This window comes from Olivibacter sp. EAT-5 (genome assembly GCF_044784325.1).
Lineage (GTDB): Bacteria > Bacteroidota > Bacteroidia > Sphingobacteriales > Sphingobacteriaceae > Olivibacter > Olivibacter oleidegradans.
The window spans coordinates 2,164,805-2,180,044 of sequence record NZ_CP173028.1; the positions used below are offsets into that span (position 1 = coordinate 2,164,805).

The 15,240-nt window shown below is 41.7% G+C and carries 25 protein-coding genes; 24 read left to right on the forward strand and 1 reads right to left on the reverse strand.

Annotated elements, in window-relative coordinates; all coding sequences use genetic code 11:
* Positions 1 to 24: 24 nt before the first annotated feature.
* A complete protein-coding gene (locus tag ACH11B_RS08850; protein ID WP_377613271.1) occupies positions 25 to 1,521 on the reverse strand; it encodes a succinate CoA transferase in 1,497 nt (498 codons plus the stop codon).
* A 170-nt stretch (positions 1,522 to 1,691) separates the two neighbouring features.
* Here ACH11B_RS08850 and ACH11B_RS08855 point away from each other — a divergent pair, with 170 nt between their 5' ends.
* The 24 genes from ACH11B_RS08855 (at position 1,692) to secY (ending at position 15,239) form a co-directional block, all read left to right on the forward strand.
* Positions 1,692 to 2,507, forward strand: a complete 816-nt coding sequence (locus ACH11B_RS08855) for a helix-turn-helix domain-containing protein (protein ID WP_377613272.1) — start codon at positions 1,692 to 1,694, stop codon at positions 2,505 to 2,507.
* A gap of 55 nt (positions 2,508 to 2,562) precedes the next feature.
* Positions 2,563 to 3,687 carry a DNA polymerase III subunit beta gene (gene dnaN, locus ACH11B_RS08860; RefSeq protein WP_013664998.1) on the forward strand — a complete coding sequence of 375 codons (1,125 nt, stop codon included), beginning with the start codon at positions 2,563 to 2,565 and terminating at the stop codon, positions 3,685 to 3,687.
* A gap of 29 nt (positions 3,688 to 3,716) precedes the next feature.
* Entirely contained in the window at positions 3,717 to 4,379 is a 663-nt protein-coding gene (locus tag ACH11B_RS08865) for a DedA family protein (RefSeq protein ID WP_013664999.1), read from the forward strand.
* Between the two features lie 194 nt (positions 4,380 to 4,573).
* Positions 4,574 to 5,191: a 50S ribosomal protein L3 gene (gene rplC, locus ACH11B_RS08870; RefSeq protein WP_013665000.1), complete on the forward strand. Its 618-nt coding sequence runs from the start codon at positions 4,574 to 4,576 to the stop codon at positions 5,189 to 5,191.
* 4 nt (positions 5,192 to 5,195) lie between these two features.
* Positions 5,196 to 5,825 (forward strand): 50S ribosomal protein L4, encoded by a 630-nt coding sequence (gene rplD, locus ACH11B_RS08875; protein WP_013665001.1) that lies wholly within the window; start codon positions 5,196 to 5,198, stop codon positions 5,823 to 5,825.
* Between the two features lies 1 nt (position 5,826).
* Entirely contained in the window at positions 5,827 to 6,117 is a 291-nt protein-coding gene (gene rplW, locus ACH11B_RS08880) for a 50S ribosomal protein L23 (protein WP_013665002.1), read from the forward strand.
* A 6-nt stretch (positions 6,118 to 6,123) separates the two neighbouring features.
* Positions 6,124 to 6,948: a 50S ribosomal protein L2 gene (gene rplB / locus ACH11B_RS08885; protein WP_013665003.1), complete on the forward strand. Its 825-nt coding sequence runs from the start codon at positions 6,124 to 6,126 to the stop codon at positions 6,946 to 6,948.
* Positions 6,948 to 7,214: a 30S ribosomal protein S19 gene (rpsS, locus tag ACH11B_RS08890; RefSeq protein ID WP_013665004.1), complete on the forward strand. Its 267-nt coding sequence runs from the start codon at positions 6,948 to 6,950 to the stop codon at positions 7,212 to 7,214. Before rplB ends, rpsS begins: the two co-directional genes overlap by 1 nt.
* A 6-nt stretch (positions 7,215 to 7,220) precedes the next feature.
* Positions 7,221 to 7,655: a 50S ribosomal protein L22 gene (gene rplV / locus ACH11B_RS08895; protein ID WP_013665005.1), complete on the forward strand. Its 435-nt coding sequence runs from the start codon at positions 7,221 to 7,223 to the stop codon at positions 7,653 to 7,655.
* A 9-nt stretch (positions 7,656 to 7,664) separates the two neighbouring features.
* Positions 7,665 to 8,468: a 30S ribosomal protein S3 gene (rpsC, locus tag ACH11B_RS08900; RefSeq protein WP_013665006.1), complete on the forward strand. Its 804-nt coding sequence runs from the start codon at positions 7,665 to 7,667 to the stop codon at positions 8,466 to 8,468.
* Positions 8,469 to 8,522: 54 nt separating this feature from the next.
* A complete protein-coding gene (gene rplP / locus ACH11B_RS08905) occupies positions 8,523 to 8,945 on the forward strand; it encodes a 50S ribosomal protein L16 (protein WP_013665007.1) in 423 nt (140 codons plus the stop codon).
* A 163-nt stretch (positions 8,946 to 9,108) separates the two neighbouring features.
* Positions 9,109 to 9,339 (forward strand): 50S ribosomal protein L29, encoded by a 231-nt coding sequence (gene rpmC / locus ACH11B_RS08910; protein WP_013665009.1) that lies wholly within the window; start codon positions 9,109 to 9,111, stop codon positions 9,337 to 9,339.
* Positions 9,340 to 9,351: 12 nt separating this feature from the next.
* Positions 9,352 to 9,606 carry a 30S ribosomal protein S17 gene (gene rpsQ, locus ACH11B_RS08915; protein WP_013665010.1) on the forward strand — a complete coding sequence of 85 codons (255 nt, stop codon included), beginning with the start codon at positions 9,352 to 9,354 and terminating at the stop codon, positions 9,604 to 9,606.
* A gap of 1 nt (position 9,607) precedes the next feature.
* Positions 9,608 to 9,976, forward strand: coding sequence for a 50S ribosomal protein L14 (gene rplN, locus ACH11B_RS08920; protein WP_013665011.1), 369 nt, complete (start codon positions 9,608 to 9,610; stop codon positions 9,974 to 9,976).
* A gap of 1 nt (position 9,977) precedes the next feature.
* Complete coding sequence (gene rplX / locus ACH11B_RS08925) at positions 9,978 to 10,304, forward strand: 50S ribosomal protein L24 (protein ID WP_377613273.1); 327 nt, start codon at positions 9,978 to 9,980, stop codon at positions 10,302 to 10,304.
* A complete protein-coding gene (rplE, locus tag ACH11B_RS08930) occupies positions 10,304 to 10,870 on the forward strand; it encodes a 50S ribosomal protein L5 (RefSeq protein ID WP_013665013.1) in 567 nt (188 codons plus the stop codon). Before rplX ends, rplE begins: the two co-directional genes overlap by 1 nt.
* Positions 10,863 to 11,132: a 30S ribosomal protein S14 gene (gene rpsN, locus ACH11B_RS08935; protein WP_013665014.1), complete on the forward strand. Its 270-nt coding sequence runs from the start codon at positions 10,863 to 10,865 to the stop codon at positions 11,130 to 11,132. Before rplE ends, rpsN begins: the two co-directional genes overlap by 8 nt.
* Before the next feature lie 142 nt (positions 11,133 to 11,274).
* On the forward strand, positions 11,275 to 11,673 hold the full coding sequence (gene rpsH / locus ACH11B_RS08940) for a 30S ribosomal protein S8 (protein WP_013665015.1): 399 nt from the start codon (positions 11,275 to 11,277) through the stop codon (positions 11,671 to 11,673).
* Between the two features lie 18 nt (positions 11,674 to 11,691).
* Positions 11,692 to 12,246: a 50S ribosomal protein L6 gene (rplF, locus tag ACH11B_RS08945; protein WP_013665016.1), complete on the forward strand. Its 555-nt coding sequence runs from the start codon at positions 11,692 to 11,694 to the stop codon at positions 12,244 to 12,246.
* Positions 12,247 to 12,251: 5 nt separating this feature from the next.
* Positions 12,252 to 12,605 (forward strand): 50S ribosomal protein L18, encoded by a 354-nt coding sequence (rplR, locus tag ACH11B_RS08950; RefSeq protein WP_130854403.1) that lies wholly within the window; start codon positions 12,252 to 12,254, stop codon positions 12,603 to 12,605.
* Between the two features lie 13 nt (positions 12,606 to 12,618).
* Positions 12,619 to 13,137, forward strand: a complete 519-nt coding sequence (gene rpsE / locus ACH11B_RS08955) for a 30S ribosomal protein S5 (protein ID WP_013665018.1) — start codon at positions 12,619 to 12,621, stop codon at positions 13,135 to 13,137.
* Between the two features lie 4 nt (positions 13,138 to 13,141).
* Positions 13,142 to 13,321, forward strand: a complete 180-nt coding sequence (gene rpmD, locus ACH11B_RS08960; RefSeq protein WP_041388049.1) for a 50S ribosomal protein L30 — start codon at positions 13,142 to 13,144, stop codon at positions 13,319 to 13,321.
* 135 nt (positions 13,322 to 13,456) lie between these two features.
* Complete coding sequence (gene rplO / locus ACH11B_RS08965) at positions 13,457 to 13,903, forward strand: 50S ribosomal protein L15 (protein WP_013665020.1); 447 nt, start codon at positions 13,457 to 13,459, stop codon at positions 13,901 to 13,903.
* Positions 13,904 to 13,907: 4 nt separating this feature from the next.
* Positions 13,908 to 15,239 (forward strand): preprotein translocase subunit SecY, encoded by a 1,332-nt coding sequence (gene secY, locus ACH11B_RS08970; RefSeq protein WP_013665021.1) that lies wholly within the window; start codon positions 13,908 to 13,910, stop codon positions 15,237 to 15,239.
* Position 15,240: the final 1 nt, after the last annotated feature.

Sequence of the window (15,240 nt, forward strand, 5' to 3'; positions counted from 1 at the left end):
TGTGTCGGGAAGACAGTTCTGTAATTAACGAGCTTTCATGGAGCCGTTTTCCCTGAATCGTTTATGCCATAAGAAAGCTTCATCCAAGAGATGGGGTGTTTGACCACCAATTTCGGCGACGGCGCGATCAAAGTAAGATTGCAACTCTTCTTTATAATCCGGGTGCACGCAGTTTCCAATAATCTTAAGTGCTCGCTCTCGTGGCGCTAAGCCTCGTAGGTCGGCATAACCTACATCGGTTACCACAACATCTACATTATGTTCATTATGGTCGACATGCGTTACCATCGGCAACACATGGGAGATTTTATTTTCTTTAGAGGCCGCTTGCGTGACAAATATGCTAATATGCGCATTGCGGGCAAAATCGCCCGAACCTCCGATGCCATTCATCATCTGTGTTCCCGCAATATGCGAAGAATTTACATTGCCATAGATGTCGAATTCAATAGCCGTATTGATGCCGATGATGCCCAAGCGTCGGATAACTTCCGGGGCATTGCTAATGCTCTGTGGGCGCAATACCACCTTGTCTTTGTATTTTTCAAGATTGTCAAAAACCCGTTGGTAGCACGCTGCGGATACGGTAATGGAAGCTGCGGAAGCAAAGGTAAGTTTGCCTGCATCAATTAAATCAAAAGCACTGTCTTGCAGTACTTCCGAGAACATGGTGAGCCCTTCAAAGTCGCTTTCCGCGAGTCCTGTAAGCACGGCATTAGCTACCTTACCAATGCCTGCCTGTAAAGGACGCAGCGATTTTGACAAACGACCGTTTTTTACTTCCTCGGTAAAGAAGTCGATTAAATGATGAGCAATAGCAGCAGTTTTATCATCAATTACTGCAATATCGGCAGGGCTATCTTGTTGATGACTCAATACAATGGCTGCAATTTTCTCGGGCTCGACGTTGATAACAGCGGATCCAATGCGATCGTTCGGTCGAAAAATCTCAATGGCTTTACGATTGGGATAGGCCTCAGGAAGGTAAATATCATGTAAGCCATGTACATTTGTCTGTACGGCCGTATTAATCTCAATGATCACCTTTTTTGCTTTATTGGCAAAAATGGGCGAGTTACCAACAGAAGTGGTGGGCACAATTCCGCCTTCAGCGGTAATATAGGCTGCTTCAATAATTGCGATGTCAATCTCCGGGAGATGATGATCTAACAGCATTTCGCTGGTTTCACTTAAGTTTTGATCCACAAATAATACGTCGCCCCGGTTGATGGCTTTCCGTAATACCTTATCTACCTGAAAAGGCATGCGCCGAGCCAAGACACCCGCTTCTGTGAGTTTAGCATCTGTTTCGTGACCCAAAGATGCACCGGTAATCAGTGTGATTTTTATAGGACGTGAGGTGTTGTTCGCTGCCAAAGCGGGAAGAATAACCTTACTGTCGCCTGCTTTGGTGAAGCCGCTGGAGGCTATCACCATCCCATCTTGAAATAAATCCAATACTTCGCTTACCTCTTTTACCCGATCCAACAAAGAGGTGTTTCTTATTCTATCGGTATGCATAGTTATTTGTTTATTTAGGAAATAATAATTTAGCCCCAAGCGTTTTAAAATATTACAATTATACCATTTTTACGATCGTCCTGTTTATTTTTGGTAGACATAGATTTATCGAGGGTAGCCAAAAAAGATGTGTTTGTTATATTTGTTCTGTACCTTCGTGATCAATCAGTATGACAGGCGAAAAATATTACATCACAGACGTAGATAAAAAAGAAGACAGTATATATTGTTATCATAACCAGATGGGTGAGAAATTTATACCCAGCCATCATCACAAAAAGGGACAATTTTTGTATACCGAAGGAGGCGTTGTGTTTGTGAAAACCCAAGAAAAATCGTATTTCCTTCCTGCCAGACACTATATGTGGATTGCCCCCGGCGTGGAACACAGCATTCATCCAAGCTCGCCTGAAGTGATTATGCGAAATCTCTATTTTCCGATTTACGCCACTGACGATGCTTTCTATTTTAATACCAGTATCCATCCGGTAAACGATTTGCTATTGGAACTTATGCTGTTCACGCATCGATGGACGGGACATATCGACCCGCAAGATAGAACAGCCTATACAATTGTGGATGCTTTTAAGGTACTACTGCCACAGATCAGTAACTTTTCGCTGCCCTTATCGTTGCCTTTAGCCAAAAATAAGCGCCTGAAAGAAGTTACGATGTATTTAGAGGAGAACTTGGGTAAGGATTTTTTATTCAACGATCTGGCCACCGGGTTTGGTTTCAGCCCGCGTTCGCTCTCGCGGCTCTTTCAAAAGGACTTAGGTATGTCCTTTATTCAGTATTTAACCGCTTTACGCATGTTGAAAGCCCTCCAACTCCTGTTGGAAAAGTCTTTATCCATTAATGAGGTTGCATCTAAAGTAGGCTATAGTAGCTTACCCACCTTCAGCAATACATTTCAAAAAATAATTGGTGTTCGCCCAAGTGAGTACATCAAGATGAATATGATGAGCGGACGGGACAACTCATAACTTTTTTTAACTTTCTCCATTCTTTTTATTATCATTGCCGTTATATTTGACAGATATGAGATTCATCGTTTCAACTTCAACTTTACTTAAACAATTACAAGCCGTAAATGGTGCATCAAGCAGCAGCACCGTGTTGCCAATATTAGAGAATTTTCTGTTTGAGATAAAAGATAATTCACTTACAATTTCGGCTACCGACCTGCAAACAAGCATGATAACCTCTTTACAGGTAGAGTCGAAAGAAGAAGGTAAGGTTGCCGTTCCCGCTAAGATCTTAATCGAAACCTTGAAAACACTGCCGGACCAACCGATTGCATTTTCAGTCGATACACAGACTTTTGCGATAGAAATCAGCGCCGGTGATGGAAAGTATAAATTGAGTGGCGAAAATGCCGATGATTTTCCGAAAATCCCCGTTGTCGAAAACCCGTCTACCGTCCGTATTCCGGCGTCTGTTTTATCGGAGGCAATCAGTAAAACGATTTTTGCTGTAAGCAACGATGAGCTGCGGCCGGCGATGACCGGTGTGCTTTGCCAGCTAACACCCCAAAATACAACCTTTGTTTCTACTGACGCCCACAAGCTCGTACGTTACCGTCGGGCAGACGTTAAATCAGAGCAGGTAACATCCATGATTCTTCCAAAGAAAGCGCTGACTTTACTAAAAAGCTCTTTACCTTCAGAAGATGTTGATGTTGCTGTTGAATATAACAATACCAGTGCTTTCTTTAAATTCGGTAATATCCATTTAATTTGTCGCCTGATCGATGAACGTTATCCGGATTACGAAGCAGTCATTCCGCAGGTAAACCCCAATAAATTAACGATTGATCGCTTGTTGTTGCTGAACTCACTTCGACGGGTTGTCATTTTTGCTAATAAAACGACGCATCAGGTACGTTTAAGAATAACCGGTAGCGAGCTCAATATTTCTTCAGAGGACCTGGATTTTGCCAACGAAGCACATGAACGCTTAAGCTGTCAATATGAGGGAGAGGATACGGAGATCGGCTTCAACGCCAAGTTTTTAATCGAAATGCTTAGCAATCTGGAGTGTGAAGAAGTTGTCCTTGAGATGAGTACACCAAACCGTGCCGGTCTGTTATTGCCTGCGGTAGAGGAAGAAAATGAAAACATACTCATGCTGGTGATGCCGGTTATGCTGAACAGTCAAGGATAATTTAGTCATTTCGGAAAAAAGAAGAATACGTGGAAGTAATTAGCTCAATCATTGATTTCATCCTGCATATCGACAAGCACCTCGTAGAGATTGTCAATGAGTACCAGACGTGGACGTACCTAATACTCTTCTTAATTATTTTTGCAGAAACCGGTTTGGTGGTAACACCCTTTCTGCCCGGTGATTCCTTGCTTTTTGCAGCGGGGGCGATTGTTGCTAAGCCGGATACGGACTTGAATATTTTCCTAATGTGCGTACTGCTGATCATTGCCGCTGTATTGGGCGACTTGGTTAATTACCATATAGGTAAATATGTAGGTCCGGTTGCCTTCAGTGGAAAGTATAAACTTTTAAAAAAGGAGTATTTGGAGAAAACGCAACGCTTCTATATTAAGCATGGCGGTAAAACCATTATTTATGCTCGTTTTATTCCTATTGTAAGAACCTTTGCACCCTTTGTTGCAGGCATCGGCACGATGAGTTATGGCAAGTTTGCTTCGTACAACGTAGTGGGCGGTTGCCTTTGGGTAGCGTCTTTTCTGTTTTTAGGATACTATTTTGGTGGATTGCCCGTTATAAAGAATAACTTCACCTATGTGATATTTGCGATTATTCTGCTGTCGCTATTACCGCCTCTCATTGAGATGTTAAGGGGTAAAAGCAAGCAAAAAGAGGCAAGTGAAGGCCTTTGATGGCTAAGATCATTTCAATAAAAAAAATTTCTAGAGCGAATAAGGTGCTCCCCGCATCAAGAAAATTAAAAAAATAATTCGCTAAGTATTTGATAGTTAAAGGAAGTTTTCTATCTTTGCCGTCCCTTTGTGGGATTAGTATGTCTTGAACGAAGCCCTACTGCTTCGATGGACAAAAATAGAAATTAAATAAAATGTCAGGAATCATTGGTAAAAAAGTAGGAATGACCAGCATTTTCGATGCCGAAGGAAAAAATATTCCTTGTACGGTAATCGAAGCTGGCCCGTGCGTGGTAACGCAGATACGCACGGTAGAAAATGACGGTTATACAGCAATCCAGCTGGCTTTCGACGAAAAGAAAGAGAAGAACACGACCGCATCATTGAAAGGGCACTTTGCGAAAGCAAATACAACGCCTAAGCGTAAGTTGGTAGAATTTGAGGTTTTCCCTGAGGAGAAAAATCTTGGAGATGTTGTTACAGTTGATATATTCGCTGAAGGCGATTATATCGATGTAGTAGGTACTTCTAAAGGTAAAGGTTTCCAGGGCGTTGTGAAACGTCACGGCTTCGGTGGTGTAGGTGGCCAAACCCATGGTCAGCACAACCGTATGCGTGCACCGGGTTCATTAGGTGCTTCATCTTGGCCTTCTCGCGTATTCAAGGGTATGCGTATGGCCGGCCGCACAGGTGGCGACCGCGTTAAGGTTCAAAACTTACAAGTGTTGAAAGTGTACCCAGAGAAAAACTTGCTAGTTGTTAGCGGTTCGGTTCCGGGTGCAAAGGGTTCTTACGTAATCGTAGATAAATAAGAAGATGGAAGTACAAGTTTTAAACATTTCAGGTAAAGAAACAGGTGCCAAGGTGCAACTTCCTGAAGCGGTATTCGGTGTAACCCCCAACGATCACGCTATCTATTTAGATGTTAAGCAGTACTTGGCTAACCAACGTCAAGGTACACACAAATCTAAGCAACGTAACGAGATTGCCGGTTCTACCCGCAAATTACACAAACAAAAAGGTACTGGTGGAGCCCGTGCCGGTAGTATTAAGTCACCCTTGTTCAACGGTGGTGGCCGTATCTTTGGTCCTCAACCCCGTGATTACAGCTTCAAATTGAACAAAAAGTTAAAAGCTTTAGCTCGTAAATCTGCTTTAAGTTACAAAGCACAAGAGAACAACATTGTAGTTTTGGATGAAGTGAATTTCGATTCTATCAAAACTAAAAACTATGTGAAGCTTGTGAACGACTTAAACGTAGCGAACGAGAAAACCCTATTGGTTTTACCGGCTTTGAACAAGAATGTTTATTTATCTAGCAGAAACTTGAAAAAAACAAAAGTCATTACTGCAGCCGATATTAATACCTACGACGTATTAAATGCAGGTAAACTTTTGTTGACTACCGAGACTGTTAAAACATTGGAGGAGGCATTTGCCAAGTAACATGGAGATTATTAAGAAACCCGTATTAACAGAAAAAGCGGCACTTTTAACAGAAAAGTTGAATCGCTATACATTTAAGGTGGACCATAGAGCCAATAAGATACAGATCAAAGCTGCAGTTGAACAAATGTTCGGCGTTAATGTGGAGTCTGTAAACACCATGGTTGTTTGCGGAAAGACCAAGAGCCGTTACACAAAAGCAGGGAATATCTCGGGCCGTGCTCCTAAATATAAGAAAGCCATCATCACATTGAAAGATGGTGAAACTATTGACTTTTACAGTACTATATAATTAGAAATGGCAGTTAAAAGATTCAAACCGGTTACTCCAGGTACTCGTTTTCGGGTAGGAGCTGACTATAGCGATGTAACAACTAATGTACCTGAAAAATCATTAGTCGTTAAAATCAAAAAGTCAGGAGGTAGAAATAATACCGGTAAAATGACTATGCGTTATCTCGGTGGGGGACATAAGAAATCATACCGATTGATAGATTTTAAACGCGATAAAAAAGATATCCCCGCAAAAGTAGCCACTATAGAATACGATCCAAACCGTACAGCACGTATTGCTTTGTTGCATTATGTAGATGGCGAAAAACGTTACATTATTGCTCCGGAGGGCTTACAAGTTGGTCAGACAATTGTTGCCGGCGAACAAGTTGCCCCTGAAGTAGGAAATACATTACCATTAAAAAATATTCCGCTAGGTTCGATCATCCACAATATCGAGTTGAATCCGGGACAGGGTGGATCTATTGCGCGCAGTGCCGGAACTTATGCTCAGCTTTCTGCTCGTGATGGTAAATATGCGATCATTAAATTGCCTTCAGGCGAAACCAGGATGATTTTATCAACCTGTGTTGCTACAATCGGGGCGGTTTCGAATGCCGAAAAAGCTAACCAAGTGTTAGGTAAGGCAGGTAGAAAACGCTGGTTGGGCCGCCGTCCGCGTGTTCGTGGTGTAGCTATGAACCCGGTAGATCACCCTATGGGTGGTGGTGAAGGTAGAGCATCCGGAGGTCATCCACGCTCACGTAAGGGCTTGTTAGCAAAAGGCTTCAAGACTCGGTCAAAGAAAAAAACATCGAATCGTTACATCATTGAGAGAAGGAAAAAATAATGGCTCGTTCAATTAAAAAAGGTCCTTATATCGATCATAACTTAGAAAGAAAAGTTCTTTCTATGAATGAAACCAATAAAAAATCAGTTGTTAAAACTTGGTCACGTAGATCTATGATTTCACCTGATTTTGTTGGTCATACCTTCGCAGTTCACAACGGAAATAAATTTATTCCGGTGTATGTAACCGAGAACATGGTTGGCCATAAATTGGGGGAGTTTGCTCCAACTAGAACATTTAGAGGTCACGCTGAAAAGAAAAAATAATAGGCAATGGAAGCAACAAATAACGTAAAGAAGAAAAAATCTGTACTGATAAGAGAAAGAAAAGAGCAGGCACAGAAGGGTGGTGCTTCTACTGCCAAATTATTAAACTGCCCCACGTCTCCACGTAAGATGCGTTTGGTAGTGGATCTTATCAGAGGTGAAAAAGTTGAGAAAGCATTGTATATTCTGAAATATACAAATAAAGAAGCTGCCCTAAGGGTTGAGAAGCTGTTGTTATCAGCGATCAAGAATTGGGAAGCGAACAACGAAGATAAGCGCGTTGAAGATAGTGAACTTTATGTAAAAGAAGTATCTGTTGGAGGCGGCCGTCAATTAAAAAGATTAAGACCTGCACCGCAAGGTCGTGGCTATAGAATCCGCAAGCGTTCTAACCACGTAACCATTGTTGTTGACAGCAAAACTACTGAACCACAAAACTAATTAGGAGAAATGGGACAAAAAGCACATCCAATAGGTAACAGATTAGGAATCATCAAAGGTTGGGATTCTAACTGGTTCGGTGGCAACAACTACTCCGATAAATTAGTTGAAGATGAGAAGATCAGAAAATATCTTTCTGTTCGTATCGCTAAAGGTGGCGTAGCAAAAGTTGTTATCGAGCGTACATTGAAACGTCTTACCGTGACTATCCATACCGCTCGTCCGGGCATCGTTATCGGTAAAGGCGGTCAGGAAGTTGATAAGATAAAAGAAGAGCTTAAGAAGCTTACAAAGAAAGATGTTCAGATCAACATCTTTGAGATTAAACGTCCGGAATTAGATGCTCAATTGGTAGCTGATGGAGTAGCGAAGCAGTTAGAGGCTCGTATTTCTTTCCGTCGCGCCATGAAAACCACAATCGCTTCTACCATGCGTATGGGCGCAGAAGGTATCAAAATCATGTGCTCTGGTCGTTTAGGTGGTGCGGAAATGGCTCGTACCGAGCAATACAAAGAAGGAAGAATTCCTTTGCACACCTTCCGTGCAGACATTGATTATGCATTGGCAGAAGCCCATACTACTTATGGAAAAATAGGTGTTAAAGTATGGATCTGTAAAGGAGAAGTATACGGTAAGCGTGATTTATCTCCGAATGTAGGTCAAGGAAATGTTAAAGGTAGAGGTGAAGGTGCCAGCAACTTTAGCGGTGGAGATCGTAACAGAGGTGGCAACGACCGCAGAAGTGGTGGAAGAAACGATCGCCGTGGCGGACGTGGTGGCAACCGTGGTGGAGCTCCTAAGGGAAAAAACTAATTTAGGTATCATGAATGCTGTCATTAGACAGCTTGTTTAATCATATTAAAGACAATGTTACAGCCAAAAAGAACGAAGTTCAGAAAGATGCAGAAAGGCCGCATGAAGGGTAATGCCGGACGTGGTGCTGAGCTGGCTTTCGGATCTTTCGGTATAAAATCATTAGAACCGGCATGGATTACCAGCCGTCAGATTGAAGCGGCTCGTATTGCGGTAACCCGTTATATGAAACGTGAAGGTCAAGTTTGGATCCGTATCTTCCCCGATAAACCCGTTACAAAGAAACCTGCTGAGGTTCGTATGGGTAAGGGTAAGGGTGCACCCGAGTATTGGGTAGCAGTTGTTCGCCCGGGCCGCATGTTATTTGAGGCAGAAGGGGTTCCTTTGGAAGTGGCGAAAGAAGCTTTGCGCTTAGCTGCTCAGAAGCTTCCGGTACAAACCAAGTTCGTTATACGTAGAGATTACGTAGAAGCATAAATCGTCTAGCCCGCCGTTTGTTGGCGGGCCTGCCGTTACCAGGCCCGTACTAACTGGCTTGAAAAAGCCATAAACAAATTGGTTAAATAGACACAACAACAAATAAGAAGGTGGATAATTCCTGTTAAAAGGTGGATCCATTACTTTAAAACGAATTATTCAAATGAAAAATTCAGAAATTTTAGAATTGTCAAAAGAGGAACTAGTAGCCCGTATCGCAGAAGAAAAGGCTGCCCTCAATAAGTTGAAATTTGCTCATGCTGTTTCTGCTATAGAGAATCCGCTTCGGATTAAAACAGCTAGAAAGTTAATTGCTCGTTTAAATACAGCACTTTCTGCGATTAAAAATGCAGAAGCTAAACAAGCACAGGAAACAGCCGCTGAAGCGCAATAATTTAAGTCGAAAATGGAAAGAAATTTAAGAAAAACAAGGATCGGCTTGGTAGTAAGCAACAAAATGGATAAATCCATTGTAGTGGCTGTTGAACGTAAAGTAAAACACCCTATCTATGGTAAGTTCGTAAAGAAAACTACCAAATTCAAGGCTCATGACGAACAAAACACCTGCGGTATCGGCGATACGGTGTTGATTATGGAAACTCGTCCGCTGAGTAAAACTAAAAATTGGAGATTAGTTGAAATTTTAGAAAGGGCTAAGTAACATGGTACAACAGGAATCAAGACTAACAGTGGCCGACAACAGCGGAGCTAAAGAAGTTTTAGTGATCCGTGTATTGGGCGGTACCGGTAAGCGTTATGCATCATTAGGCGACAAGATCGTTGTAACCGTTAAAAGTGCTATCCCTTCCGGAAACGTAAAGAAAGGAACAGTCTCTAAAGCAGTGGTTGTTAGAACGAAGAAGGAAGTTCGTCGTAAAGACGGTTCCTACATCCGTTTTGATGACAATGCGGCTGTATTGTTAAATAATCAGGATGAACCACGTGGTACACGTATCTTCGGCCCTGTTGCCAGAGAACTTCGTGAAAAACAGTTCATGAAAATTGTATCATTAGCACCGGAGGTTTTATAAAATGGGAAAGATTAAATTAAAAATCCGTAAAGGCGATTTGGTACAGGTTATTGCCGGTGATTCTAAAGGAACACAGGGTAAGGTTTTGGAAGTAATTATCGATAAGAATCGTGCAATTGTTGAAGGTGCTAATTTAGTATCTAAACATACAAAACCTAATGCAGCCAACCCTAACGGTGGTATTATTAAAAAGGAAGCACCAATTCACATTTCTAACTTGGCATTGATCGACCCTAAGTCGGGTAAAGTTACCCGTGTAGGCCGTCAGAAAAATAGCGAAGGAAAGTTAGTTCGTGTGGCTAAAAAATCAGGGGAGGAGATTAAGTAATGACTTACGTACCAAGATTAAAAGCAAAATATAAAGAAGAGATTCGCAGCGCACTGAAAGAGAAGTTTCAGTATAAAAGCGTTATGCAGGTTCCTAAGTTGGTGAAGATTTCAGTTAACCAAGGAGTAGGTGGCGCTACCACCGACAAGAAGTTAATTGAAACGGCTGTCAACGAAATGACCACCATCACAGGACAACAGGCTGTAGCAGCAAAATCGAAAAAGGATATTTCAAACTTTAAATTGCGTAAGGGTATGCCGGTTGGTGTGCACGTAACTTTACGCGATAGCAAAATGTATGAATTCCTGGATCGTCTAATCGCTGTCGCTTTACCACGTATCCGCGACTTTAAAGGTATTAACGATAAAGGGTTTGACGGCCGTGGTAACTATACCCTGGGTGTAACAGAGCAAATTATCTTCCCTGAAATCAATATTGACAAGATCAATAAAATTATGGGTATGGATATTACTTTTGTAACAACGGCAAACACAGACGTTGAAGCGCTGGAATTACTTAAACAGTTCGGTTTACCATTCAAAAATCAAAATACTACTAATGGCTAAAGAAGGAATTAAAGCACGTGAAGTTAAACGTGCCAGATTGGTTGCCAAATACGCTGAGAAGCGTGCTGCTTTAAAAGCAGAAGGTGATTATGCAGCATTAGATAAATTACCAAAAAATGCTTCTCCTGTCCGCTTGCACAACCGTTGCAAATTGACAGGACGTCCTAAGGGGTATATGCGTCAGTTTGGTATTTCACGGGTTACTTTCCGTGAAATGGCCCTAGCTGGTAAGATCCCGGGAGTGAAAAAAGCTTCTTGGTAGTTTTTTTAAGTTATAAGTTATACGTTAGCAAGGCCTTAAAACTTACTACGTACAACTTATAACTTATTACTTATAATACTATTAACCGATAGCAGGTCTGGGGCCATGGGGGCAATGGAAACCACTATCAAATTTTTAACAAATGAATACAGATTCAATAGCAGATTACCTTACACGAGTAAGGAATGCCATTAAGGCCAACCACAGGGTTGTTGAAATTCCTGCATCAAACCTAAAAAAGGAAATCACTAAAGTTCTTTTTGACAAAGGTTACATCGCGAACTACAAGTTTGAGGAGAAAAACGTTCAAGGGTCGATTAAGATTGCCTTGAAATATCATCCGATAACCAAAGTTCCTGCTATTCGCACTTTGACACGTGTGAGTAAACCAGGTTTAAGAAAGTATGCAGGTGTGGAAACTATGCCACGTGTATTAAATGGATTAGGGATTGCCATCTTATCGACTTCAAAAGGAGTCATGACTGATAAGGAAGCAAAGAACCTAAACATTGGTGGTGAAGTTTTATGTTACGTTTATTAATCAGGAGGAAAACACACGATGTCAAGAATTGGAAAAGCACCTATTGCGATCCCTGCCGGTGTTACCGTTACTGTTTCTGAAAAGAACCTGGTAACTGTCAAAGGGCCAAAAGGTGAATTAACACAGCAAGTTGATTCAGCGATCACTGTATCACAAGAGAACGGTAATATTGTAATCAAACGTCCTACAGATAGCAAAAATCACAAGTCATTGCACGGTTTATACAGAGCCTTGATCAATAACATGGTGATTGGTGTTACCGAAGGATACAAAACTACCCAGGAGCTAGTGGGTGTAGGTTACCGCGCAAGTCATCAAGGAAGTACCTTAGACCTAATTTTAGGTTATTCTCACCATATCGTTATGGTATTACCTAAAGAAGTAAAGGTAACTACTACGGCAGAAAAGGGAAAAAACCCGACAATCACGTTAGAATCTATCGATAAGCAATTGATTGGTCAAGTAGCAGCGAAAATCCGTTCGTTACGTGCACCTGAGCCATACAAAGGTAAGGGTATCAAGTTTGCTGGTGAAGTATTAAGAAGAAAAGCAGGTAAATCAGCTAAAAAATAATCATCATGGCAGGAAGTAAATCATCTCGCAGAGAGCGAATTAAAAAAGGGATCAGAAAACACTTATCCGGTTCTGCAGAGCGTCCTCGTCTTTCTGTATATAGAAGCAATAAAGGAATCTATGCACAGGTTATCGATGATGTTACTGGTAAAACCTTAGTTTCCGCATCCTCTTCATCAAAAGATTTCAGTGCAAGTGGCACGAAATCTGAGCAGTCTAAAGCTGTCGGTAAATTAATTGCCGAGAAAGCTAAAGCAGCAGGAATTAACCAAGTAGTTTTTGACCGTAACGGGTATTTATACCACGGCCGCGTTAAGTCGTTGGCCGAAGGTGCTCGTGAAGGCGGTTTAGACTTTTAATTAAAACAGAGAGATGTCAGTAAATAATATTAAACGAGTAAAATCAAGCGAAATCGAACTTAAAGACCGTTTGGTTAGTATTCAACGTGTTGCTAAAGTGACTAAAGGTGGTCGTACGTTTAGTTTCTCGGCTATTGTGGTAGTAGGGGATGAGAACGGTGTAGTAGGTTATGGTTTAGGTAAAGCGAAAGAGGTTACCGAAGCCATCGCCAAAGGTGTTGATGACGCTAAAAAGAACTTGGTCAAAGTTCCTGTAATCAAAGGAACAGTTCCTCATGCGCAATTGGGTAAATATTCCGGTGGTTCCGTTTTGATTAAGCCGGCGGTTCACGGTACAGGAGTACTAGCAGGCGGTGCGATGCGTGCCGTTTTGGAAAGTGCCGGTATCACCGACGTATTGGCAAAATCAACCGGTTCTTCAAACCCTCATAACGTGGTGAAAGCGACAATCGATGCGTTGACAAAAATGCGTGATGCTTATACAGTAGCTCAAAACCGCGGTGTTGATCTAAATAAAGTATTTAATGGATAAGCAAATGGCGAAGATAAAAATCACACAGATTAAAAGCGTAATCGACAGAAGCGAGCGCCAGAAAAGAACCATGCAGGCTCTTGGTTTAACCAAGATCAATAAGTCTGTAGAGGTTGAGGCTACCCCAGCGATTATTGGGATGGTTAGAAAAGTTAACCATTTAGTTGCCGTTGAGAGTTTATAATTTAAAATTATTTTTATAGATTGTCGTCCTTTTCCCTTTTGGTGGAAAGGATGACAATTTTTAGGTAATTTTATCGTTTTAACCGTTCTCCCTGATTAGTGAAAGCGAAGGGAAACATAGAAGTTTGTATTAATCATGAACTTATCAAATTTAAAACCTGCTGCAGGTTCAGTTAAGAGTAGAAAACGTATTGGTCGTGGTACGGGTTCAGGCCGTGGTGGAACATCAACACGTGGACATAAAGGTGCCGGGTCACGTTCCGGAACCAGTACAAAAATCGGGTTTGAAGGTGGGCAGATGCCGCTTCAACGTAGGCTTCCTAAAGTTGGTTTTAAGAATCCTAACCGTGTAGAATATATAGGTATCAACCTGGATGTATTGCAAGGTTTGGCAGAGAAGTATAATTTAACAAGTATTGATTTTGAGTCGCTGAGAGAACACGGCTTGGTATCGAAAAAAGACCTTGTTAAAATACTCGGCCGCGGGGAACTTAAAGCAAAATTAGAAGTTAAAGCACATGCATTCTCTGCTACTGCGCAAAAGCAAATTGAAGCTGCAGGCGGTTCGATCGTAAAACTTTAATTAAATGAAGAAGCTAATCACAACCTTAACCAATATATGGAAGATCGAAGACTTAAGAACGCGTATTTTAAATACGCTTCTATTTCTTTTGATTTACCGTGTAGGTTCTCATATCGTATTACCCGGTGTTAATCCGCAGTCGCTTAGTCAGGAAGCGAAGGATGGTATATTGGGTTTACTTAATATGTTTGCCGGTGGGTCTTTCTCCCGTTCGGCAATATTTGCGTTAGGGGTAATGCCTTACATCTCTGCATCCATCGTGGTGCAGCTCTTAGGTATTGCCGTTCCGTATTTTCAGAAACTACAAAAAGAAGGCGAAAGTGGGCGGAAGAAGATGACACAGATAACCCGTTACTTGACCCTTGCTATTACCCTTGTTCAAGCCGTAGCTTATTTAAGGTCGCAGATTAGCCCGGAAGCCAAAACGATGGATGAACCGTTCTTTACGCTTGTTGGTACCTTCATTTTAACCGCAGGAACCATGTTTGTGATGTGGTTAGGGGAGAAGATTACTGATAAAGGTATCGGGAACGGTATTTCTTTGATTATCATGGTGGGTATCATTGCACAATTGCCGAGTGGTATGTTGAGTGAATGGGCTTCACGCATGGATGGTCATGGTGGCTTAATTCCCTTCATTGTTGAGATAGCAGCTTTGTTCTTTGTGGTTGTGTTTACGATCCTTATTGTACAAGGTGTCCGTAAGATCCCGGTACAGTACGCCAAGAAAATTGTTGGTAACAAGCAATACGGGGGGGTACGGCAGTACATACCATTAAAAGTGAACTCAGCCGGTGTAATGCCCATCATCTTTGCGCAAGCAATTATGTTTATACCCACTACGTTGGCCCAATTTTTTCCGAATCTTCAATCATCGTTTTTGACTTCGTTGAGTAACTTTACTTCCGTAGCGTATAATGTAACGTTTGCGATTTTAATTATTGCCTTTACGTTTTTCTATACAGCTATTATGGTGAACCCTCAGCAGATGTCGGATGACATGAAGAAAAATGGAGGTTTCATTCCAGGGGTAAAACCCGGTTTGGCTACCAGTGGTTATATTGATAGTGTCATATCCAAAATCACATTGCCGGGATCGATTTTCTTAGCAATCATTGCAATATTGCCCGCGATTGCTAGTTTATTAGGCGTTAACAGTCAATTTGCACATTTTTACGGAGGTACCTCTTTACTGATTTTAGTAGGAGTAGTGCTTGATACACTTCAACAGATAGAAAGTCATTTGCTCATGCGCCACTATGACGGTTTGATGAAAACCGGTCGCGTTAAGGGTCGTACTGCTGTAGCAAGTGGTGTAGCAGATCCAACAATATAGA